This window comes from candidate division KSB1 bacterium, from assembly GCA_034506335.1.
Taxonomy (GTDB): domain Bacteria; phylum Zhuqueibacterota; class Zhuqueibacteria; order JANLFK01; family Oleimicrobiaceae; genus Oleimicrobium.
In genome coordinates this window covers 74,388-95,607 of sequence record JAPDPR010000001.1, presented here as the reverse complement: position 1 = coordinate 95,607, position 21,220 = coordinate 74,388, and the positions used below count along the sequence as shown (strand labels likewise).

General features: G+C 60.5%; 22 protein-coding genes. 15 read left to right on the top strand and 7 right to left on the bottom strand.

Annotation, left to right across the window (positions count from 1 at the left end; all coding sequences use genetic code 11):
* Positions 1-105: 105 nt before the first annotated feature.
* The 8 genes from ONB25_00420 to ONB25_00385 all read left to right on the top strand — a co-directional run bounded on the left by ONB25_00420 (position 106) and on the right by ONB25_00385 (position 7,673).
* Entirely contained in the window at positions 106-537 is a 432-nt protein-coding gene (locus ONB25_00420; GenBank protein ID MDZ7391353.1) for a DUF494 domain-containing protein, read from the top strand.
* Between the two features lie 21 nt (positions 538-558).
* Complete coding sequence (gene topA, locus ONB25_00415) at positions 559-2,832, top strand: type I DNA topoisomerase (protein ID MDZ7391352.1); 2,274 nt, start codon at positions 559-561, stop codon at positions 2,830-2,832.
* Entirely contained in the window at positions 2,825-3,754 is a 930-nt protein-coding gene (gene xerC, locus ONB25_00410; GenBank protein ID MDZ7391351.1) for a tyrosine recombinase XerC, read from the top strand. Before topA ends, xerC begins: the two co-directional genes overlap by 8 nt.
* Before the next feature lie 73 nt (positions 3,755-3,827).
* Entirely contained in the window at positions 3,828-4,148 is a 321-nt protein-coding gene (gene raiA, locus ONB25_00405) for a ribosome-associated translation inhibitor RaiA (protein MDZ7391350.1), read from the top strand.
* 85 nt (positions 4,149-4,233) lie between these two features.
* A complete protein-coding gene (gene hprK, locus ONB25_00400) occupies positions 4,234-5,208 on the top strand; it encodes an HPr(Ser) kinase/phosphatase (GenBank protein ID MDZ7391349.1) in 975 nt (324 codons plus the stop codon).
* An 8-nt stretch (positions 5,209-5,216) separates the two neighbouring features.
* Entirely contained in the window at positions 5,217-5,621 is a 405-nt protein-coding gene (locus ONB25_00395) for a PTS sugar transporter subunit IIA (GenBank protein ID MDZ7391348.1), read from the top strand.
* A gap of 12 nt (positions 5,622-5,633) precedes the next feature.
* Positions 5,634-6,116, top strand: coding sequence for a PTS sugar transporter subunit IIB (locus ONB25_00390; GenBank protein ID MDZ7391347.1), 483 nt, complete (start codon positions 5,634-5,636; stop codon positions 6,114-6,116).
* Between the two features lie 312 nt (positions 6,117-6,428).
* On the top strand, positions 6,429-7,673 hold the full coding sequence (locus ONB25_00385) for an ArgE/DapE family deacylase (protein MDZ7391346.1): 1,245 nt from the start codon (positions 6,429-6,431) through the stop codon (positions 7,671-7,673).
* Here the strand turns inward: ONB25_00385 and ONB25_00380 are convergent.
* The gene (locus tag ONB25_00380; GenBank protein MDZ7391345.1) at positions 7,665-8,180 is read right to left on the bottom strand and encodes an adenylyltransferase/cytidyltransferase family protein; all 516 of its coding nucleotides are present in this window, start codon (positions 8,178-8,180) and stop codon (positions 7,665-7,667) included. The genes ONB25_00385 and ONB25_00380 overlap by 9 nt on opposite strands.
* A 227-nt stretch (positions 8,181-8,407) precedes the next feature.
* On the opposite strand from ONB25_00380, the gene ONB25_00375 reads away from it, so the two are divergent.
* The 4 genes from ONB25_00375 to ONB25_00360 all read left to right on the top strand — a co-directional run bounded on the left by ONB25_00375 (position 8,408) and on the right by ONB25_00360 (position 11,776).
* Positions 8,408-9,547: an AgmX/PglI C-terminal domain-containing protein gene (locus tag ONB25_00375; GenBank protein ID MDZ7391344.1), complete on the top strand. Its 1,140-nt coding sequence runs from the start codon at positions 8,408-8,410 to the stop codon at positions 9,545-9,547.
* Between the two features lie 100 nt (positions 9,548-9,647).
* Positions 9,648-10,433 (top strand): SDR family oxidoreductase, encoded by a 786-nt coding sequence (locus tag ONB25_00370; GenBank protein ID MDZ7391343.1) that lies wholly within the window; start codon positions 9,648-9,650, stop codon positions 10,431-10,433.
* A gap of 24 nt (positions 10,434-10,457) precedes the next feature.
* Positions 10,458-10,754 carry a TIGR04076 family protein gene (locus ONB25_00365; GenBank protein ID MDZ7391342.1) on the top strand — a complete coding sequence of 99 codons (297 nt, stop codon included), beginning with the start codon at positions 10,458-10,460 and terminating at the stop codon, positions 10,752-10,754.
* Entirely contained in the window at positions 10,751-11,776 is a 1,026-nt protein-coding gene (locus ONB25_00360; protein MDZ7391341.1) for an AIR synthase family protein, read from the top strand. Before ONB25_00365 ends, ONB25_00360 begins: the two co-directional genes overlap by 4 nt.
* Positions 11,777-12,293: 517 nt before the next feature.
* On the opposite strand, the gene ONB25_00355 is transcribed toward ONB25_00360, so the two are convergent.
* The 6 genes from ONB25_00355 to ONB25_00330 form a co-directional block, all read right to left on the bottom strand.
* Positions 12,294-12,923: a glycosyltransferase gene (locus tag ONB25_00355; protein MDZ7391340.1), complete on the bottom strand. Its 630-nt coding sequence runs from the start codon at positions 12,921-12,923 to the stop codon at positions 12,294-12,296.
* A complete protein-coding gene (locus ONB25_00350) occupies positions 12,904-13,587 on the bottom strand; it encodes a hypothetical protein (protein ID MDZ7391339.1) in 684 nt (227 codons plus the stop codon). The genes ONB25_00355 and ONB25_00350 overlap by 20 nt, the downstream gene beginning before the upstream one ends.
* A 13-nt stretch (positions 13,588-13,600) precedes the next feature.
* Positions 13,601-14,098, bottom strand: coding sequence for a hypothetical protein (locus tag ONB25_00345; protein MDZ7391338.1), 498 nt, complete (start codon positions 14,096-14,098; stop codon positions 13,601-13,603).
* Positions 14,098-14,889, bottom strand: a complete 792-nt coding sequence (locus tag ONB25_00340; GenBank protein MDZ7391337.1) for a methyltransferase domain-containing protein — start codon at positions 14,887-14,889, stop codon at positions 14,098-14,100. Before ONB25_00340 ends, ONB25_00345 begins: the two co-directional genes overlap by 1 nt.
* Before the next feature lie 150 nt (positions 14,890-15,039).
* Positions 15,040-15,876 carry an FAD-dependent oxidoreductase gene (locus ONB25_00335; protein MDZ7391336.1) on the bottom strand — a complete coding sequence of 279 codons (837 nt, stop codon included), beginning with the start codon at positions 15,874-15,876 and terminating at the stop codon, positions 15,040-15,042.
* A 75-nt stretch (positions 15,877-15,951) separates the two neighbouring features.
* The gene (locus tag ONB25_00330; GenBank protein ID MDZ7391335.1) at positions 15,952-16,419 is read right to left on the bottom strand and encodes an NAD(P)-binding protein; all 468 of its coding nucleotides are present in this window, start codon (positions 16,417-16,419) and stop codon (positions 15,952-15,954) included.
* 834 nt (positions 16,420-17,253) lie between these two features.
* Here ONB25_00330 and ONB25_00325 point away from each other — a divergent pair.
* The 3 genes from ONB25_00325 (at position 17,254) to ONB25_00315 (ending at position 21,204) form a co-directional block, all read left to right on the top strand.
* Positions 17,254-17,388, top strand: a complete 135-nt coding sequence (locus tag ONB25_00325; protein ID MDZ7391334.1) for a hypothetical protein — start codon at positions 17,254-17,256, stop codon at positions 17,386-17,388.
* Positions 17,389-17,762: 374 nt separating this feature from the next.
* The gene (locus ONB25_00320; GenBank protein ID MDZ7391333.1) at positions 17,763-18,155 is read left to right on the top strand and encodes a hypothetical protein; all 393 of its coding nucleotides are present in this window, start codon (positions 17,763-17,765) and stop codon (positions 18,153-18,155) included.
* A 52-nt stretch (positions 18,156-18,207) separates the two neighbouring features.
* Complete coding sequence (locus tag ONB25_00315) at positions 18,208-21,204, top strand: hypothetical protein (GenBank protein MDZ7391332.1); 2,997 nt, start codon at positions 18,208-18,210, stop codon at positions 21,202-21,204.
* The last annotated feature ends 16 nt before the right edge of the window (positions 21,205-21,220 follow it).

The following is a 21,220-nucleotide window of genomic DNA, read 5'->3' as shown; positions in this document are numbered from 1 at the left end:
AGCTCTTGTATTTGGCGAGATTTCTTGTATATTTGGTAGTGGGTTGAATACCATCCTCCCCCAGTTTGGCGAAAGGGTCATACCATCGAGCGATTAGTAGAAATACTGGTCTACATCATGAGCGAGGCGCGAGGCAGCACCTTCGGGGTTGAACGCCTGCGCGCGCTCACCGACGACTTGCTCAGGCAGGGATACACCGCGAGCGAGATTGACCTGGCCTTCTCCTGGCTTTTCGAAAAGGCCGGTTGCAACTACGAGAACCTCAACGCCATCCGCACTCCCCTGTCGCTGTACCGCGTGTTGCATGCCGCCGAAAGGATGGTCATCAGGCCCGAGGCCTACAGCTACCTGCTGCAGTTGCGGCAGCTGGGCCTCATCGACGATCAGCAGCTTGAGGAGGCCATCGAGCGTGCCATGCAGATGGGCGTCAGTCCGGTGGACACTGAAGACATCAAAGAGATCGCTGCCACGGTGATGTTCGACTCGGATTCCTTTGCCGGCGGGTACCTGTTCAACGACACCCATATGGGCAACTGAGCCGTGTGATGCGGACAGGGCATGGCTAATGACAAGAAATCCCTGGTAGTTGTCGAGTCCCACGCCAAGACCAAGACCATCAACGCATTCTTGGGCGAGGAGTTCACCGTGCTTTCCTCAGGCGGGCATGTGGTGGACCTGCCCAAGAGTAAGCTCGGGGTGGACGTCGGCAACGGGTTCCAACCGCAGTACCTGCTGATCCGCGGTCGGGGCAAAGTGGTGAAGCAGCTGCGGAACGCCGCGGCAAAGGCGGCGGAGGTCATCCTTGCCACTGACCCAGACCGCGAAGGTGAGGCGATTGCCTGGCATCTGGCCGAGATTCTCAAAAAGAACAACCCTCGGATCTCCCGCATTACTTTCAACGAGATCACTCGTGGCGCAGTGCTGCGTGCGCTTGAGAATCCAAGACCCATTGACCTCAACTTGGTAGAAGCGCAGAAGGCCCGCCGGGTGATGGACCGCCTCGTGGGCTATCAGGTGAGCCCCATCCTGTGGCGCACGGTGTGCACCGGGCTCAGTGCCGGACGTGTGCAGTCAGTGGCCCTACGGCTCATCTGCGAACGCGAGGAGGAGATCGAGGCATTTGTTCCGCAAGAATACTGGCTCATCGATGGTACCTTTCAAGGGAGGCGGACCGAGCCCTTCCAAGCGCGGTTGATCAAGGTTGCCAATGAAAAACCTGCCATCCCAAATGAGCAGGCGGCAACCACGCTCGTTGAGGACATCCGCCAGCAGGAATGGTTCGTCAAGGACATTCGCAAGAGTAAGGTCCAGCGCCATCCTCCACCCCCTTTCACCACTAGTACGCTGCAACAGGATGCAGCTCGACGGTTCGGCTTTTCCACGTCGATGATCATGGTGATCGCGCAACAGTTGTACGAGGGCGTAAAGCTTGGGGGAGAGGGACCGCAGGGGCTGATCACGTACATGCGCACCGACTCGGTGCGGGTAGCAGATGAGGCGATAGAGGCGGTGCGTAGTTTTATCGCGAGCAACTACGGCCTGGAGTATCTTCCCAGCGAGCCGCGCCGGTTCAAGTCGCGCGCGGGGGCGCAAGAGGCGCACGAGGCCATCCGCCCGACCGCAGTGAGCCGCACACCGCGCTCGTTGCGCAAATATCTGACGCAGGAGCAATTTCTCCTCTACGAGCTTATTTGGCAGCGCTTCGTAGCAAGCCAGATGGCCCCCGCACAGCTGCTGCAGACGGCCGTGGATATCGTGAGCGGTAATGATGAGCTCTACCTGTTCCGGGCACACGGGTCTGAGGTGCTCTTTCGGGGCTTCTTGCAGGCCTACGAGGAGACACCGCGCGAGGATGATGAGCAAGAGGAGGCGCCAACCACAAAGGTGCCGGAGAACCTAAGCGTCGGCGAAAAGCTTGTCCTGCTGGAGGTCAGTCCTAGCCAGCATTTCACCAAGCCTCCGCCACGCTACACGGAAAGCAGTTTGGTGAAGACCCTCGATGCGCTGGGTATCGGGCGGCCCAGCACCTATGCGGTGATTGTGAGTACCATTCTGGAACGCAACTACGTTGAGAAGCGTGACCGACGGCTGGTTCCGACTGAGTTGGGGAGAACTGTCAACAAGATCCTGGTGGCGAACTTTCCCGATATCTTCACCGTCAAGTTCACCGCGCGCATGGAAGCGGAGCTGGACGAGATCGAGGCAGGCAAGAGGCCCTTCCTCGAGGTCATGGAGCGCTTCTACCGCCCGTTCCAGCGCGCTCTGGAGGCGGCTGAGGGCAAGCAGTTGCAGATTCGCGACTCCCTCCAGGAGAAGACCGACGAGCACTGCCCAGTTTGCGGCAAGGAGCTGGTGATCCGTTGGGGGCGCCATGGGCGCTTCATCGCTTGTGCTGACTATCCGCGCTGCCGTTTCTCCAAGTCGATGGAGCAGGAGGAGGTGGCGGTGGATGAAAAGTGTGAGCAGTGCGGCAGCCCCATGGTGGTGAAGAACAGCCGTTTTGGCCGGTTCCTGGCCTGCTCCGCTTACCCAAAATGCAAGAACGCACGGCCTTACAAAATTGGCATCAAGTGCCCCAAACCCGGCTGCGACGGGGATGTGGTGGAGCGAAGGACGCGGCGGGGGCGCACCTTCTACGGCTGCAGTCGCTATCCGGAGTGCGATTTTGTCTCCTGGCAAGAACCAGTTTTGGGCCCGTGTCCGTCGTGCGGGAACAAACTCCTCTACAAACGGTACACAAAGGTGAAGGGCACCACGTTGCATTGCCCAGAGTGCGGTCAGGAGTTTGCCCAGGAGCTGGCTACATCGCCCAGCACGATCCATAATGAGTGACGACCTTCGGACGTTGACCCTGCAGTTTGTTGGGTACCTCGAGAAAGTGCGCAACTATTCTCGCCACTCGGTTGTGGCCTACCGCACGGACCTTTTGCAGTTTTGTGACTTTGTCGGCGAAATGGTGGGTGACCCTCAGCCCTCTGTACAGCACGTTGAACGCGGCTTCTTCCGGGCCTACATGGGGCGACTGGCCAGACGCGGCTACAGTCCGCGCAGCGTGGGGCGGAAGCTCGCGGCCTTGCGCACCTTCTTTCGCTACTTGGTGCTGCATGGAGTGATAGCAACTAACCCCATGGTAGGTCTTCGAGCACCCAAAGCGGCCAAGCGCATTCCCAAGTTCTTAGCAGTGCCGAAGGTGATGGATGCCCTGGATCTTCCGGAGGTGCAGTCGGTGCAAGGACTGCGAGATAGGGCCATCTTGCACCTGTTCTACGCCACAGGAATCCGGTTGAGCGAGCTGGCTGCGCTGAATGTGAATGATGTAGACTTTGCCAATGGCACTATCAAGGTGATGGGAAAGGGCGCCAAGGAGCGGGTCGTTCCCGTGGGAGGGGCAGCTAGTGCTGCTCTCCGTCAGTACCTGATGCGGCGCGGCGAACTTGTTCGGCAAGAGGCCGGAGTGCCCGAAGCGCTGTTCCTGAACGCGCGTGGTCAGCGGCTGTCGCGCAGCAGCATTGCCCGCAGGGTGCGACGATACCTGGGCGAGGTCTCTGAGAGCAAGGCGCGCAGTCCCCACGTGCTGCGTCACTCGTTTGCCACCCATCTGCTCGATGCGGGGGCGGACCTGCTCGCCGTTAAAGAGCTATTAGGACATTCGCGGCTGTCGACAACGCAAATCTACACTCACGTATCAGCCGAGCGGATCAAGCGAATATACCGCCAGGCGCATCCTCGTGCCGAGCGCAATCGGCAGCAGTGATCCCTCGGCGGCGTGCTCAGTAGGCTTTGGTGAGGGCGGTACCTGCGTTGGGATTAAACCATGGGAGGAGCCTATGAGACTCAACATCACCGCGCGGCACTTCAACGCGTCGGACCGTCTTAAAGAGTACACCGAAAAGGAGGTGAGGCGACTCAAGAGGTATTACGATGGCATCCTTAACTGCGATGTCATCCTGGATTATGAGAAACAAGCGCAAGTGGCAGAAATAGTGCTGCACGTCTACGGGTCCAAGTTGACCGTGCGGGAGAAGAGCGAAGACATGTACAAGTCCATCAACTTGGCGGTGGACAAATTGGAGCGACAGCTGAAGAAGTACAAGGGCAAGCTCCGCGAATTCGAGGCGGTCAAGGCCAGGGATGTGCTTGCAGAGTAGGCATGTGCCTGGGGGGCTGCCTGGGCCCGGGCAGCCCCCTTATCGTAGCTGATGGGCTAGGGTGAGAGACAACGGAAAATAGGCGATGAATCAGCTGACGGTAGAAACCCTCTACGAGGAAAACAAGGAGACTTTACGGCTTGAGCTGCTGAATCACCGCGGCAGCTTCAACAAGGTAATTCGAGAGGGGGAGGTCCATAGGCCAGGTCTGGCCTTGACCGGCTTTACCGACGTGTTCACCTACCATCGCATCCAGATTCTGGGGAACACCGAGCTGGCTTACTTGGAGACCCTTAGCGAGGCCCAGCGCAGACAGTCCATCGAGAAAGTGCTCTCCTTCGATATCCCCTGCATCATTATCACCGACAATAACAAGCCCCCGCGTATCCTCCTCAAGGTGGCTGATGAACGTCAGATCAGTATCTTCGGCACCCCGCACAATACCACTACGCTCATCCATCTACTAGGCGACTACCTGGACGTCAAGTTTGCCCCCAAAGTGACCATCCACGGCTCGCTGGTGGATGTGTACGGTGTGGGCATGCTGTTTACGGGGCGCAGTGGTATTGGCAAAAGTGAGGTGGCTCTGGACTTGGTGGAGCGCGGCCATCGTCTGGTGGCCGACGACGTGGTGCATATCACGCGAGCGGCGAAGGGGACTCTCATTGGTACCAGTGACGACTTGCTGCGCGATCACGCCGAGGTGCGCGGCCTCGGGATCATCAACGTCCGCCAGATGTTCGGCATGCGGGCCGTGCGGCTGCGCAAACGCGTGGAGGTACAGGTCGACCTGCAGGAGTGGTCCGACGACATTGATTACGAACGCATTGGCATCGACCAGGAGACCACGACCATCCTGGACGTGGAACTACCTTTGGTCCGATTGCCTATCATCCCTGGCAAGAACATCACGGTGATCGCCGAGGTCATCGCCCTGCACCACCTAATGCGGATTCGGGGCTACATGGCGGCAGAGGTCTTTAACCAGAAACTCATCGAGCGCATGCGCCGTGCCGCGAGCTACCCCTACCCCTATTCCCCGGAAAAGGATTTCGAGTAGGAGCTGCTATGCCCAGTTGCGTTTTGGTCACTCACGGCCCTGTGGCCGATGCGCTCGCCAAGGCGGCACAATCGGTCATGGGCGATATCAGTGGGGTACACGCACTCTCGGTGTCGCCTCTGTCGCTGGAGACGATTCTGGAAAAGCTGGAGGCGCTGGCCAATAGCCCCGAGGCCCAAGACGGGCTGCTGATACTGGCTACCTTGCGTGGTGGAAGCTGCTGGAATGCCGCGTGCAAAATCGCCCAGCGCCACCCCCATGTACGCGTTATCTCCGGGGTGAATCTGCCAATGCTCCTCTCGTTTCTTACCAAGAGGGATAGACTCTCCTTCCCGCAGCTTGTCGAGACCGTATGCCGCGATGGCGTGCGCGGGATCACTGGGTTTCCGGAAGAAACCCCTACCAGCAGGTGAGGGACCCCACTTATGCCCCTTGTGTTAGTGCGCATCGACGACCGGCTCGTGCATGGGCAGGTTGTCGTAGGGTGGGGCAATGTGCTTCATCCCGACCGTATTCTGCTCTGCAATGACCAAATCGCCGCTTCCCCGTGGGAACGAGAGCTGTACACGGGCGGTGCGACGGATGACGCGCCCGTGGAAGTGCTCTCCCTGCGCGAAACCGCCGAGCGCCTCATCGCCGATAAATCAGGCCGCGAGCGTCTGTTTCTCATAGTGGAATCGCCCAAGGATGTGCTCCGCCTATTGGACCTGGGGGTGCCCATCACCGAGGTCAACGTGGGGGGAATGCATCACCGCCCTGGCAAGCGACAGGTTGCCCCCTATTTGTTCGTCGATGAACAAGACCGCCAGTGGTTCCAAGAATTGCATGCGCGTCGCGTCGCGCTGGTAGGGCAAGACGTGCCCACCGGGAAGAAGCTTGACGTCGCAGAATTGCTGAATTTAGACTGAAGGCCCGCTAGGCTTGAGTACTGTCCCCCAGGGGGAGCTACCTTCTCGGGGACCACGCTCGAGAATATGTGCTAGTTGCAAGGGCGCAGCCCTTGGGCTCACGCTGCTTGAACAAAAGCGGAATTTGCGTGCAAATACTTTCCGCATGCTGCGCAATAGGCCGGTAAAGAGCACGCGGAAGGGTTGGGCCTCAATGAGGGATGAGAAAATCTGAGCAAGATGTTACGTGCCAAGACCTTGAAGAGCGTAGTGGCATGCAAGTGGGGGGCGCAAGCAGTGGAAATGCGTGTTGGCGAGACCAATTGAGGTAACATGAAGGCAAAGGAAAAGGTTGGCGCCTACTTTCAAAGCAACGCGGAGCAAGTGCGTCAGGACATTGTGGCCCTGACCTCCCGCATGGTGCGTGAGCGAACGGTGAATGTGGTGCCGGAAAAGCTCTCCGATTTTCCTTACCTGAAGCAACGCGGGGAGGAGTTTCGCGTCGCCCGGATTGTGATGGAGACCCTGGATCGGTGGGGTGTGCCGTACGCAGTCTACGAACGGGAAACAGGGCGCACAAACGTGGTGGCATCCCTCGGCAGAGGCGAGGGCCCATGCAGGCTCTTGGTGGCCTGCCACATGGACGTTGTCCCACCCGGCGAGGGGTGGGAAACTGACCCTTTTGATCCCGTGGAGAAAGAAGGGTTCCTGTACGGCCGAGGTGTTCTGGACAACAAGGGCCCTCTTGCTGCTTCCTTGGTAGCGGCGCGCGCGTTGAAAGAGACGATAGACAGCGATGGGCTCCCCGGGCAACTTTTGGTTGCGGCCCTGGCTGACGAAGAAGCCTCCGGTCCGGAAGGTGATTTCGGCATCGGCTACTTGTTGGAGGAAAAGCTAATAGCCCCCACCTGTGCGATTATCCCGGACATCGGGGAGAACATGCGCAGCATCGACATTGCGGAAAAGGGACGAGTCGTCTTGCGGGTAGTGGCACGGGGCGTGCAGGCACACGGCTCAACGCCAGAGCGGGGGGTGAATGCCATTTACAAGATGGCGCGTTTTGTGACCATGCTGGAAGGGATGCAGTTACCGCATGAGGTCCACCCACTGCTGGGCGGGCCCACGGTAAATTTGGGCGAGGTTCACGGCGGAGTAGCAGCCAATGTGGTACCCGGGGAGTGCGTCGCCTACCTGGACGTGCGCATCGTGCCAGGGCAAACTGTGGAACAAGTGCGGCAGGCCATCGCGGCACTCGCCCGTCGGGTGGCCGACGACTTTGTGGTGGAGGTGCAGTCGGCGAGTGAGCCGCACGCTGTGAGCCCCGAAAATCCGCTGGTGGTGACGATTCAGCAGAATGTGCAGGAGCTCTTGGGTTGGCGGCCTCAGCCCATTGGCATGGGTGGTGGCACTTTCGCCAAGACCCTTAACCTAGCCGGCATTCCGGCCGTGGGATTTGGCCCTGGCGACGATACCGCCTTCCATGTGGCAAACGAACGGGTAGAGATTCAGCAGCTGGTGGACTTTGCCCATGTGATCAGCCTGGTAGCTTTTGACCTGGTAGGCGGCCGCTCACGTTGAGCGCGGACTGGTCCGGTTCATCACCTCGGTCACCCGTCGGGCCAGATCGGTGGTCGAGAGTCCGCCCACTTTGGGCATGATGACAATAGCGCCACCATAAGCTTCCACCAGTCGCCGTTCATCCTGGTCGATCGTGTCGATGGTGTAGTCACCGCCTTTGACATACACGTCTGGCTTGAGGAGCTCCAGGAGGCGGAGGGGCGAACGCTCGTCAAAGAGCACCACATAGTCCACGTAGCGAATGGCGGCAAGTACTTCGAGACGGTACTCCTGAGGGACAAAGGGGCGATCGGGGTTCTTCCAAAGGGCTACGGAGCGGTCGCTGTTCAGGCCCACAATGAGCAGATCGCCCAGTGCCTTGGCTTGGCGCAAATAGCGCACATGCCCGGCGTGGAGCAGGTCGAAACAGCCGTTTGTCCACACGATGCGCGCCCCGCGCGCCCGGGCTTGCTCTACGATAGCCAGCAACTGCTGTTCTTCGACCACAGGACCTGGTGCCATGTTCATCGCTAGTTCCCAAGAATGTTCGGCTCTCATGTACCGTACAAAGATAGCGAATTCCCGGCACAAATGCAACAGGATGGAGATAGACGACGGTCATAGGTCGAGCGGCAAAGAGATAGGTGACAAATTTATCCTTGACTTTTTGCCCGGGGTAATGTACATTAGGCCTGCGATTGGCACGAGGCTTCCGTGAAAGCGGTCAGTCTCCTTACCAGGTGGCGACAAGGAACGTGAAGCACACCGATGGCGCATATGGAACCGGCGCTGCGGCCTGGGACCCGACTACGGGAAGGCTAGGCGGCGAGGTGCACGAACTGCCGAAGGAGTTGCGCAAGAAGGCGTTTAGTGGCCTCGATAGGACCTTTCTGTCTATTCTCTTTCTTACGCTTGTCCTCGAAGTGGGGTTAGTGATCTATTTGTTGGGTCATGTGCGCGCTCCGGAGCGCAGGTTTGCCCCTGCCTCCATACCTCGGGGGTATGTGGACCTCATTGTCCGACGCCGACCCACGCAAGCTATGCCTGCAGAGCCTTTGCCGACAGCGGGCGAGGAAGCTTTGCCCACGCTGCGCTCCCCCCTCCAGCCTGTTCCCGGGTTTGAGCGTGAGACGGCCGAGACGGCGGGGCCGGCAGCAGAGAGTGTGGCGCGAGGGGTAACTGCGGCGGCAGAGGAGCGCGCGGACACCCGTGAGGCACGGGCCTCCCGTGTGCGCTCAGTAGGCGTGCTGCGTCTGATCACCGGGGGTGGGAGCGGAGCGGTGGACGTGCAATCAATGGCCCCGACCCTCGAAGCTACCGAGGGCACCGTGCGAGAGCTGGGCACAGTCCTGGCTCAAGTAGATGGCCTCACCGTGCCGCACGGCGAGCAACCGGGAATCCGGGGCGGGCGAGTCCTCACCTCTACCGCGCAGCTGAAAGGGCAACGCGCTGCGCGTCCTGTGGATGACATCAGCCAGTTAGTAGGGGAAGTTGCCCCCTTGGCTGCGGCAAGAGAACGGGCCGTGGAAAAGACCCGCACCTTGGAGCGGCTTCCCAGTACTGTTCCCACACGTCCTCCTGCCGAACAGCTGCGAGGGCTCACACGAAGCGCCGAGGATGTCAGTCGCGTCATCCGCAGCCACCATAGCGCCATCCAGGATTGCTACAAGGCCGCTCTGCGCACCAGACCCGACACACGGGGGGAGATCACGGTGCGGTTGTGGGTCAGTCCGGACGGCGAAGTGGTCGACGCCCAAATCGTTTCCTCCACTGTGGACAACCCGGAATTGGAGAGGTGCGTGGTGCGGAAAGTCCTGGCGTGGAGCGACTTTGGTTTTGCTGATCCAGAGCTAGGAGTTGCGGTTTATAGGCAGACGTATCAGTTCGGACAATAGGCTAGCCGGGGCATAGCATCAAGGCGCCACCGGGCGAATGTAGAGCCGCCACTGTCCCATGGGGCGCCGGCGGCTCTTTCTTTATGCGGGCAGGATACAAATGACAATGGAACAGCAGCGCATGCGCACCAGTATCATCGACCTGTCTGGAAAGGCGGTCCTCATCACCGGCGCCTCGCGGGGAATCGGGGCGGCGGCCGCCGAGCTCTTCGGTCGCGCCGGCGCGCGGGTAGCGGTCAACTACTTCCACAACAAGGAAGCGGCCGAGCACGTGGTGCAACGCGTGCTGGCCACCGGGTCTGAAGCCATCGCCATCCGCGCCGACGTTGGAAACCGCCGGCAAGTGCAGGCGATGGTGGAGAAAACGCTCCATGCCTTCGGGGGCGTGGACGTGCTGGTCAACAACGCAGGCATCTGGACCTACGGGGCTATTGCCGAGATGGATGAAGCGGTGTGGCGGGAGACAATGCGCGTGAACCTGGACAGCGTCTTCTACTGCTGCCGGGAGGTGGTACCAGTTATGATCGCCCGCGGCGGGGGCAGGATCATCAACGTCTCCTCCACCGCCGGGCAGCGCGGAGAGGCGTTTCATTCCCACTATGCCGCTACCAAAGGCGCCATCATCAGCTTTACCAAGTCGCTGGCTGCAGAACTGGCGCCGCACAATATTTTGGTCAACTGCGTCGCACCCGGCTGGGTGGACACCGACATGTCCGCCGAAGCGCTCCGTCAGGAGGGAGACAAGATCAATGCCACCATCCCCTTGCGCCGCGCAGGCACCGCCGAAGAAATTGCCGGCGCCATCGTCTTTCTTGCCTCCAACCTGGCCACCTACATCACCGGGGAGATCCTCAACGTGAACGGGGGCTCGGTGCTGTGCGGGTAACTCACGCCCCAGGAGGTGCAGCACATGGAGAGGCAAGGGTTGCGCATCACGGTGCATAGGATCAAGGGCCATTGTCCAGTGTACCGCGAAGGCGACAGCTTCTTCTTGCAGCAAGGATATATCCTCCCACCGGACCAACGGGTGAGCATTTGTCTGCACTCGCTCGCTTCCATATTGCCTTATCATGTTGCGCTCTTCCACGGAGTACCGCCTGCGGCAATCGGCCTAGCAAAGGAGGGTAAGAGTGCCTACGTTCAGTGCCTGGACCCGTGTGACCTCACGGGCGGAGGCACTGTGACGTTCATGATCGAGAAGGTATGAACAGGCTTGGTGGGCAAATGTTGCAGGTGGGCAAGTTGCCCCAGGAGCTGCTTGGGCGCTTGCTGGCGCGCTATACTGGACGCGACGAGCGGCTCGTTGTGGGCCCGGCGATCGGCGTCGATGCCACAGTCATCGACTTTGGCGACCGGTACCTGGTGGCGAAGACCGACCCCATCACCTTCGTGGCCGAGGAGATCGGCTACTACGCGGTGGTGATCAACGCCAATGACGTGGCGTGCATGGGAGCGCGGCCGCGCTGGTTCTTGGCCACCATCCTGCTGCCTGAGCACGGCGCCGACTACGCCCTGGCCGAGAAGATATTTGCCCAACTCGCCGATGCCTGCGCGGCCCTGGAAGTGGTGCTGTGCGGCGGACACACGGAGATCACCACTGGACTCGATCGCCCCATCGTGGTGGGTCAGATGCTGGGGGAAGTGAGCAAGGAACGCTTGGTCAGCAGCGCGGGCCTGCGCCCTGGGGACCATCTCATTCTCACCAAGGGCGTGCCCATTGAGGGAGGGTCCATTATCGCCAGGGAGAGGGGCCAGGAGCTGAGCGAGCTCTTTGGCAGAGAGCTTGTGGAGCGGTGCCGCAACCTCATCTTCTCCCCAGGCATCAGCGTGGTGCGCGACGTTGCCATTGCCTGTGACGCCGGGACTGTCCATGCACTCCATGACCCCACCGAGGGGGGCCTTCTGACTGGCCTGTGGGAAATGGCCACCGCCTCATCCGTGGGCCTTGAGATCGACGAGCAGCGCATCCCCATCCTCCCTGAATGCAAGATCTTGTGCGACCAGTACGGGCTTGATCCCTTGGGTACGATTGCCTCCGGGGCCTTGCTGATCGGGGCACCGGGTGGAGAGAGCAGCCGAATCGTTGCGGCTCTGCAAGCCGCTGGCATCGAGGCCAGAGTCATCGGCCGCGCCGTCGAGGCGGAACGGGGCCTAGTCATGAGGCGTGGGGACGAGCTTGTGCCTTTGTCCCCTTTTGCCCAGGACGAGATCGCCAAGCTTTTCTGTTGAAAGAATCGGAAGGTCGAGGCCTTCCCGGTGCCGCGCCTTTTGAACCGGTCCGGCATGAGCTAAGCGGAAGAATGTGACGTTCGTCGCTTGCCACTTCCTTCGGGGTCCCGCGAGGGGGCGGACCGCCTCCGGCTCCATGTTCGCCGAATCAGGGTGCGAGAAAGAGACGTGGCAAGATGGGCGCCTACCAGTGTGCCGAACACAGCGCTGCTGTAGAGCAGATAGAGGGCATGGAGGGCAGCCGCCCCGGCGGCAAAGCGAACCCCACCGTGCCGCGCAAAGAAGTGGTATAGCTTAGCATTCAATGCCACCAGCAGCATTAAGCTCAAGAGCCCAAGTACCCCCGTCCAGGCTTGCCAGAAGCCAAAGAGCAGACCAAAAAGTCCCCCCCAAGCTGCTACCGCACTCACACGTCCGGCAGCGCTGAGATTCAGGTCGGAAGGGAGGCTCTTTTCGCGCAGGATGAGGCGTGTCCACGGGACGGCTCGGTCGCGGATATCCGAGCGGAGTAGCCCTGCTAAGGTCCAGCGCTTGAGATGGGTGACCTGTACGTCATGGCACAGGCGGAATAGCCCGCACTGCGTAGTCTGACGCCCAGCTCAATGTCCTCGATACAGGGTCTCTCATAGGATTCGTCGAATCCGCCACAGGCGAGAAAGAGTTGACGACGGATGGCGCCGCATCCTGCCCAGAAGGTCGATGCCCGCCTTTGCCCGTGCTGGTGCACATAGTGGTGGAGGAGGTTCTTGTAGCGGGACACCAAACCCTCCGCCTGTGGCTGGTCGTCGTAGGAGCCGAAGAGAGCATCCAGCTGGGGCTCCTCTGCGAAGGTGCGCTCTATGCGGGCCAAGGTGTCCGAGTGTACGGCGACGTCGGCGTCAACAAAGACCAGCATGTCTCCGCTGGCGGCCTCGGCGCCACGGTTCCGGGCATACGCTGGTCCACGTGGGCCTTGCTCCACCCTGACCAGCCGCACGCCGGCCTGCTGCGCTAAGGCCCTTGAGCCATACGAGGAGGCGTCGTCCACGACAATCAGCTCATCGGGCACCCTCGTTGAGGCCGCAACAGCGGCAAGGCAGTGCTGGAAGATTCTCCCCCGTTGTGGACGGGGATGACGACCGAGAGCCTCATGCGAGACGCCTCGCAAAGTAGGAGAGGGACAGAGTGGCTACGAATGGACCGGGGATCATCCCACGCCGGTAGAGCTCCAAGGCTGCCTGGAACAATCGGGCCAGTGGGGTAGGATGGTCGGCGCTCGACTGCATCTCCGCAAAGCGCCGCAACGCAAGCGGCTCGGCGATCAGCCGCGGCGCGAGGCTCTGGCGCTCCGCTTCATCGAGAATCCAGGCGATGCGCGGGCCGATGTGGCGCTCGATAAACGCAGCGATGCGTGTGGCGTCAAGGCAAGCAAATTCCATTGTTCCGCCAAGAACGCCGCCACAGTTAGTCACAAAATCCGGCAGGCACAGTATGCCCCGTTCGAAGAGGATGCGCTCTGCCCCCGGTGTGACGGGGTTGTTCGCGCCGGGGCACACCAGGCGTGCGGTGAGGCGCGGGGCATTGCCCTCGTGGATGCTATTGTGGCGTGCGCAGGGGCAGAGGATATCGACCTGCAGTTCCAAAAGCGCCGCTCGGTCTATGCGCTCCGCGTCGGGATAGCGGTCTACAACAGCCTTGCCCGCATTGGTGGCCAGTTCGCGCAGCCGGCCTACGTCCAGCCCGTGGGGGTTATAGATGGCCCCTTCCGTCGTCGAGATCGCCACGATGCGGGCACCCGCTTGGGCAAGGAGGCTGGCAAGCGGAGCACCCACTTTGCCAACACCCTCAATGGCTACTCGACTGCCAGCGAGCGAAAGCCCGAGCCGCGGCGCAGCCTGTTTTTATGCCCGCCACCCCCGTCAGTGCGGTGTAGTATCCCGAATGCGTGCCACGAAGCTCGCGTCGCTTGGGTCTTACTCCGACTGATTCGAGCACATAGCGAATGTCGGCGTTGTCTGTGCCCATATCTGTGCCTGGGACGTAGATGCGCCGGCGCAGGAGGGGCGCAATAGCCTGCGCGAATTCGCGGAGGCGCTGGCGGCGCACCTCCTGGGGGGCCTCAGGATCGCCCCGCACCCCAGCCTTTGCGCCACCCTGTGGCAGACCCAGAAAGCCATACTTGAGCGTCATCGCCCGCGCTAAACCCCTCATTTCAGGCTCGTCGATGTCGGGCAGCATGCGAAGCCCCCCACAGGCACGCCCTCCCACAGTCGAGTCGATGACAAGAAGGCCCAGTACTTCGAAATGCCTGGTCACGGCACAGACGAGTTGAGGACAGTCCATTACGTGGGCTCTCGCTTGGTTGCTTTCCCGGCGACGAAATACCCTGACAGAAAACGCGTGGGCCAGCGTGCCAGGCGCTCGAAAGCCATCAGCGTCCGCAGGAAGTGGGTCTGCGCTGCCAGGGAGGCGAAACGTTGAAGAAGGCCCGCCATAGCCACCGCGAGGAAACGTGGACAATGCATCACGGCACCGACCTCATTCGGTTCCAGCCCAGCGGCCCCTACAAGGCGAGGCAGTCCTTTAGGGCCGGACGTCACGCCAACGTAGTAGGGAACAAGGCCCATTCGGTCCAAGAGGCGAAATGGCAGTGCCTGCCGCAAGGCAATGGCCGGGTTGGCCAGATTGTCCATCGTCAGAAGCAGGGTGCCGCCCGGCCGCAGTACTCGCTGGAGCTCCTTCAGACTGGTGCTGATTTCATCAACAGACCTGAAGTGGTCTAGCGGCGAATTGGAGAAAACGGCGTCAAAAGAATTGTCAGCGAAGGGGAGATACCGCACATCGGCAACCAGGGCGTTGCACGCTGGCCACTCACGCCGCGCACGTCGCGTGGTCAGCGGTGATATGTCTATCCCCACCACCGTGCGCGCCTTCCTTGCGAGGGCAGGGTAGACGCCATCTCCAGTCGCCTCGTCGAACAGATCAGTCTTGAGCAGGCGCCCAATCGGTTCGGGTAACCACTGTGTCACCAGCGCGGAGTTTACCGCATCGCTGTGTCGTCGCCAGAGGGAATGGGGACTGTTCTCTTCCCACGCCCCAGCCACAGTCGTCCAGTAGAGTTTCTCGGAGAGCACAGGGATGCCCCCCTGCCGATTCGTTGCAACAACTAACCACCGCGCCTGACTGTCAGCGTGAGCCTGATAACCTCGGCCCCCCTAGCACAGCGGAGTATCGACTCTTCCCGTCCGGTCCTTTTCAGAGCAAAAGCCACCGCCACAGGCACCCTAGGAGCGATAATAGGGCACGTCTGGAGCCGTCGCAAGTTGCCGCGCCAGGCTCAACGCCTGGGCCATCACCGCGTCCATGTTCATGTAGGTGAATGTGCCTGTACGCCCCAGGATGGACAACCCTGGCCACTTGGCTATCGCCTGCCGGGCGCTTTTCACTAGCTCGCAGTACCCTTTTCTGTAAACAGGATAAGCATGCGGTACACGCACAAAATGGATACTCTCTACCCGCCCGGTGTCAAATAGATCGAGAGCCTCGAGGTCTGACAAGGCCCTCCTGGCTATCTCCGCATCAGGAGTCTGCCAGACCGGGTCCCCTTCGGAGCAGAATATCTCCAGGCACAGAGAGGTCTTGCCGGCTGGTACCATGTGGGGGCTCCAGTTGCGAGGCTCATGCATGCGGCCGAACAAAACGTGGGAGTCGGGGAAGTACGTCCAGGTGTCAGAGCTCACGGGCGGGCCATCGATCTCAATCATTACGCAGATGATGCCCCGGTAGTTTAGGCTCTGGAGAAGGCCCTGCGTCGCCTCCCGGTTCGGCAGCATCGCCAGCAAGGAAGTTACCGGAATGATGGAAACGATGCGCTGTCCAGTAACGACTTCTGTTCGGCCAGCCCTTTGGTACCAAACACGCCAAGACTTGCCTTGATCGTCAAATCCCAGCTGAACGACGAGGCTGTTGACGCGGATGTCCACCAACTCCGTGGCCTGTGCCTGTGCAGCGAGCGATTCTGCAAGCCCGCCAATCCCCAACCTAGGGTACAGGAAGCTGCCGGCAAGAGTGGCGAAAGGAGATTTGCCCCGGAAAAGGCTGCCTCTAACGGCGGCCGTCAAGCCAGGGACCCTTATGCGTTGTCCTGCCCAGTCTGAGGACAGTTCGGAGCAAGGGATCCCCCAGAGCTTTTCTGTCTACGGCCGGAAATAGATCTCGTAAAGTCTGCGACCGAAGCGCCGTACCACCCAGTCCTCAAACGTATCCTCAGGATGGGTTCTTCTGCAGAGAAAAGCACTAAGGTAAATGGTCAGGATGTGAGAGGTTTCTCGGAAGCCGAAGGCGCCGAGCACATTGGGCAGACGCAGGGGATAGTCGATGTAACGGGTGCCGAGCCGAATACGGCTGCGCCTGACCACCCTGCGCAGGCCCTCGCCGAGAGACTCTGTGACCAGTTTCGTGACCTCGGGCCAGGAGCTGAGAAAGCGGTGTCCGCCCAAATCGAAGCGGTAATCGCCAAAGACGTGGGTGCGCGCCAGACCGCCCACCTGTGGCTCGGCTTCGAGGACCACAACCTTCCGCCCCAGGCGGCCCGCCTCCAGGCCGAAGGTCAGTCCCGCCAGCCCGCCGCCGAGGACGACGAAATCAACGTATTCGCCCCTCATACACCAAACCTCCTGGCCTCCAGGTCCCTCTCGGACCGGAGCAAGGCGCCACCACGCGTGGTGTGCTGGGCAGCGCTGTCTACCACTGGCGAAGCGAGGGTGATGAGGCTAAAGCTGGCGTTCGGTCGTTCCCGCAGGCAAGAATGGGGCATCTTGCTTCGGTTTCCTTTAGAAGCACGCCACTTTTTTTATAGAAGCATAGAGCTACGCATGCGTAGGCGAAAACGGAAGGAAGAGAAAGGTACGTTGCACGCGGCACGCAGCAGGGTGAAATTTCAAGAGCGCAAGCCTGAGCTGCATTGAGGGCATCGGGGCGAAGAGGTGTCACCTAGGTGGACTTTCGGCGGTTGGGCGGTCCGCATCTCCTTGGGCACAAAAAAGATGGGCGGCCTGAGGTGCAGATGTGCGCGGCGGGCGGTGCAATTGTTGGTGGGATTTGCGGAACAAGGAGGGATTGCCGGTCCCGTACGGGCTGTACCTGTACGTGGTGGAGACGCCTGAGGGGCTGACCCACCGGGGGAAGTCTGCGCTGGTGGGGTAGGAGGCCTAGGGGGTGTTCACGAGGCGAAACCGGTGTGGAGACGGTGGGAAGATTCCTCTTGACAATCGGGGGCTCCGTGGCTAAATTAGATACAGAGGATTTCGTTAAGCCGTGCTGCGTCCCCAGCCGCCGGCGACAGCAAGGATTAGGGAGGAGCTGAAGGGGTGGTGTGATGTGGAGGAGGTGCCTGATGTGGTGCGTGGGAGCCGTTTTGGTGAGGCTGGCGCTTCTTCCGCGGTGGGCCCACGCCGGGCCAGGTGGCCCACCAGGTCCTCGTCTCTATGAGGGTGGCCGTGTACTGGGACAGGCGCGCTGGGGAGGTGTGTGGCGTGATTTTCGAGGACCAGGATTTTGAGGGCTCCCGCATCTACCCCGGCGTGATGGACCCAGCGGAGAACAAATTCGCGACCATGGAGGTGGCGGGGTAAGTTTTGTACCGGGGCACAGTTTGGCTTGCGAGACGGCTGCTGCGGGCTTGACCCGGAGTGCCCGGATCTGGACCCGGGTTCGGAGACGTGGCTTGTGCACACGCGGAAGGACACGGACCTGGTTAATCGGGTGAGTTGTTGGTGCACTGTGGGGGCTATGATCGGGTGTAGTGAGGTCGAAGACGTATGGTGCGGCAGAGCCGCTGCCGGGTGCCGTGGGGAACGGTGTGAGTGCGGATGAGGGGGTGCGAATAGGCGGGGACCCCGCCGTGGGCTCGGAGGGGCGGTGTATGGTGAGGATGTGGCTTCGGGAGGAGGTGGACGGGAAATGAGGGGCAGTAGTGTCTGGCGCATCTCATTAACAGGAGGTTCATATGGGCCTCAGAAGCATGTTGCCAAAGGGGGCAATCGTTCTTCTTGCAGTTGCCGCTGGTTCTACTTTAAACTGGGGCGCGCGCTCGACTGCCGGAAACGTGGAGGGGTACACCTACTACTGGGACGCGTACAAGCAGCGTTGGCTGGCGGCTTCGGGGGCAACAGTCACAGCGTACCACCAGGGTCAGCAATGCGGGCAGACCGTGAGTGACCACAAGGGATGGTACAACGTCTGCGTGACGATCTGCTGCCAGCAAGGGCCACTGGTCCGGGTGGAGGCCACCTACCAGGGGATGAGCGACTACTTCGAGACAGAAGATGCCTGCGACAGGGTTTTGAGGCACGACTTCTACATGGACGGCTGGCACAAGATCGCTCCGCCTGGACATTAGTGAACACGATAACCCTTTCGACGCACGCGGCGATCAAGCAGAGGGAACTCGAATGGAACTGCTTGCCGTGAGAGCCCGCTGGCCATTCGTTTTCGTTATGAGCGTGTATTGCGGAGCCTTGGGCTTGCCCGGGTGGACGCAAGTGAGGTACGGTCCCGATTTCGCGGTTGGGATAAAGGATGTGGGCCAGCTCCACAGCATTGCGATGACCAACGGCTGGTTGTCCTATCCACCGTTCAGGGGAGGAGTACCCCTGCGGGATCAGTCTTACAAAGGCTACACCGAGCTCTTCGTGTACGTAGATCTTCTGCTCGGCGTTCCCGAGGGTCCGTGGACGCCCCGGCTCTTCGATATCGAGAAAGGCGACACGGTCAGTCTCGGGCCTGCTGTGGCCGAGGGAATATCTGCAATTAAGCCCACGGAAGCGGACTGGGGCCCCTGCGCTGGTTCGCGCGGCAAGTACTTCTCGGGAGATTTACTGCTGGGGCACCTCTTTCCCACTGCTATTGACCCGCAACTCGCGATTATGGCGACTTCCACCCTTCCCCAGACCTGGCCATGGGACTTGTACGGGTTCCGCAAGTGGCCAGGCTCATGGGCCAGAGAGCCCCACACTGGCAAAGCGCTCCCGGGGACCTTCATCTCTGACAAAGAGCTATTTTTCTGCTTTACCGACGAGAAATATGCCGATCGCACTTTTAGGGGGGCGCGGAGCTACGCAATTGGCGCCAAGGTCGAGTGCCAGGTCCATGCCTTTGGTGATTCCTACGCGGAATGTGCCACTTTCTACGAGATTAGTGCTATTAACGCCTCCCCCCACGACTACTGGGGTGTGTTTGTTGGAGTGTTCACATACGTGGAGGCTGGGCCCTATTACTACGAGGGGGAAACGGTGGACTACCTGCTGCAAGAGACTCAGGGAGGGCAGAGCATCGCGTACCACATGGGGTACTGGTATAAGCAGCCGGAGGTAATTGCACGGATGCGAGAGCGGGCTCGCGATCCGTGTCTGCAAGTACCCCACGTTGCGGCGGCATGGCTGGACACGCCTGTGGCTGCCCCCGACGGGGTTGATAACGATGGTGATGGACTTGTGGACGAGCTCGAGGGGGAGAAGGCAGGTCTCAGCGGTTTTCATGTGTGCCAGCCTTACCAGCACCGTCATGCTGGCGACCGGGTCGAGCTTGTCGATTACTTGGAGCGCAGCGACAGGGACCTGTGGATGTACAAAGTTCTTAGTGGCGATACCTGTGGGCTTTCGGCCGAGCTAAAACAGGCCTTTTTCCTCCCTGATGCCCATGGGGTGCTGAACCCGCGTTTCGACGCCCGCGGGGCTCGGCCGCCCTTTCCAGAGTATACCGCCACCAACTGTTTCCTGATCTCCTCAGGTCCCTTTGACTGGCGGAAGGGTGATACGCTTCACTTTGTGTGTGCTCTCGTGTTTGGGGACGACTTGGAGGGCTTGAAACGAAACGTGCGCACCGCGCGGAGAATGTACCAACTAAGCTATCAACGCTCCGGGCCACCCCCTGCACCGCAGGTCTCAGCGGTGCCCGGTGATCGAAAGGTGACCCTCTATTGGAGCCGCCACCCTGAGGAGGCAAAAGACCCAATTTTCGGATATCAGGATTTTGAAGGGTATCGGATATATCGCGCCGAAGTGGATCCCTCGGAAGGGGGGTGGGGGCAGGAAATCCGCGATGCGGAAGGAAAACTTCTCGGCTATCGACCGGTAATGCAGTGTGATCTACCTGACGGCTACTATGGACGGGATCCAGAGTATCCCCACTTCAACCTTGGCTCCGAGACCGGCCTGGTCCATTCATGGACTGACACGGGACTAATCAATGGCATGACCTACTGGTACAGTGTCTGCGCCTATGATCGGGGGGTGAGAAAAGATTCGGTTTATAACCCGGAGGGGTGGCCACCGCTCCGTTCGCTAGAAAGCCCTTGGGGGACAGACCCCGAGTTCGACTGCAATGTGGTGCGCGTTGTTCCTGGTCTACGGCCATCAAACTATGCCAATCCCAGGACTGAGGTGCTTCCGCTTCCCGGAACCCTTGGCAACGGTTCCATAGGTGTTGAGGTTGTAGATGATCTTCGGGTGAGTGGCCACACCTATACAATTAGCTTCGAAGACACTTCTGGGGGGCATGCCACATACTGGGTGCACGATGAAGACACAGCGGTGTGGCTTCTCCAGCGGGTGAGGGAGACGGCGGGGGAGGAGGGTCCTATCTTTGACGGACTGCGGCTCTGGGTAGAGCGGTTTGACACGGTGGGGGTGTGGCAGGATAGCACAGGGTGGTGGCGGGGAGGAGAGCGTTCGCCGTGCAGCTGGCGGATTAGTGGTCGGCGGGTTGGGGCGCCACCGCGGGCCAACTATGAGATTCGGTTTCAGGCGGAGGAGGAGCGTGGGTATGCCACAGGCAAGCGGGCGCCATTTAGTATTTGGAATGTGACGACGGGCCAGAAGGTGGAGTGGGACATTCTGCGCGACAGTGGGGAGGACAGCACTGAGGAGATGAGGTCCACCTGGACCAGCGGTGATTGGATATGGACGCGGGAGGAGGTAGAGGGGAGGAAGAGGCACACCTGGACGTTTGTATTGAGCAGGGCGAAGGAGGGTGAGGATGTGCCGCCGGGGGTGGGGGATGTGGCGCGGATCGTGACGACCAAGCCGTTTCGGGTGGGGGATCGGTTTAGTTTGGTGACTGCGGCGGTGGGAGAGCGGAGGGCGGCCCGGGATGACTTGGCGGGGATTCGTGTGGTGCCGAATCCGTATGTGGGTGGAGCGGGATGGGAGCAAGGTGGAGAGGATCGGCGGATATGTTTTGTCAACGTGCCGTCGCGGTGTGAGGTGCGGGTGTACACGGTGGGTGGGGATCATGTGGTGACGCTGCGTCATGAGAGTGTGGAGCGGGGCTACTGTTGGTGGGATTTGCGGAACAAGGAGGGGTTGCCGGTGGCGTATGGGTTGTACCTGTACGTGGTGGAGACCCCTGAGGGGTTGACGCACCGGGGGAAGTTTGCGGTGGTGAGGTAGGGCCGTGTTCCGCAAT

Bases quoted from the DNA above. Each gene is read 5' to 3' on its own strand.
- xerC (MDZ7391351.1), top strand. From the start codon at position 2,825: ATGAGTGACGACCTTCGGACGTTGACCCTGCAGTTTGTTGGGTACCTC.
- ONB25_00345 (MDZ7391338.1), bottom strand. From the start codon at position 14,098: ATGGACTGTCCTCAACTCGTCTGTGCCGTGACCAGGCATTTCGAAGTA.
- ONB25_00315 (MDZ7391332.1), top strand. From the start codon at position 18,208: ATGGAACTGCTTGCCGTGAGAGCCCGCTGGCCATTCGTTTTCGTTATG.
- ONB25_00390 (MDZ7391347.1), top strand. From the start codon at position 5,634: ATGCCCCTTGTGTTAGTGCGCATCGACGACCGGCTCGTGCATGGGCAG.
- ONB25_00370 (MDZ7391343.1), top strand. From the start codon at position 9,648: ATGACAATGGAACAGCAGCGCATGCGCACCAGTATCATCGACCTGTCT.
- ONB25_00380 (MDZ7391345.1), bottom strand. From the start codon at position 8,180: ATGAACATGGCACCAGGTCCTGTGGTCGAAGAACAGCAGTTGCTGGCT.
- ONB25_00395 (MDZ7391348.1), top strand. From the start codon at position 5,217: ATGCCCAGTTGCGTTTTGGTCACTCACGGCCCTGTGGCCGATGCGCTC.
- ONB25_00365 (MDZ7391342.1), top strand. From the start codon at position 10,458: ATGGAGAGGCAAGGGTTGCGCATCACGGTGCATAGGATCAAGGGCCAT.
- hprK (MDZ7391349.1), top strand. From the start codon at position 4,234: ATGAATCAGCTGACGGTAGAAACCCTCTACGAGGAAAACAAGGAGACT.
- ONB25_00360 (MDZ7391341.1), top strand. From the start codon at position 10,751: ATGAACAGGCTTGGTGGGCAAATGTTGCAGGTGGGCAAGTTGCCCCAG.
- ONB25_00330 (MDZ7391335.1), bottom strand. From the start codon at position 16,419: ATGAGGGGCGAATACGTTGATTTCGTCGTCCTCGGCGGCGGGCTGGCG.
- topA (MDZ7391352.1), top strand. From the start codon at position 559: ATGGCTAATGACAAGAAATCCCTGGTAGTTGTCGAGTCCCACGCCAAG.
- ONB25_00320 (MDZ7391333.1), top strand. From the start codon at position 17,763: ATGGGCCTCAGAAGCATGTTGCCAAAGGGGGCAATCGTTCTTCTTGCA.
- raiA (MDZ7391350.1), top strand. From the start codon at position 3,828: ATGAGACTCAACATCACCGCGCGGCACTTCAACGCGTCGGACCGTCTT.
- ONB25_00385 (MDZ7391346.1), top strand. From the start codon at position 6,429: ATGAAGGCAAAGGAAAAGGTTGGCGCCTACTTTCAAAGCAACGCGGAG.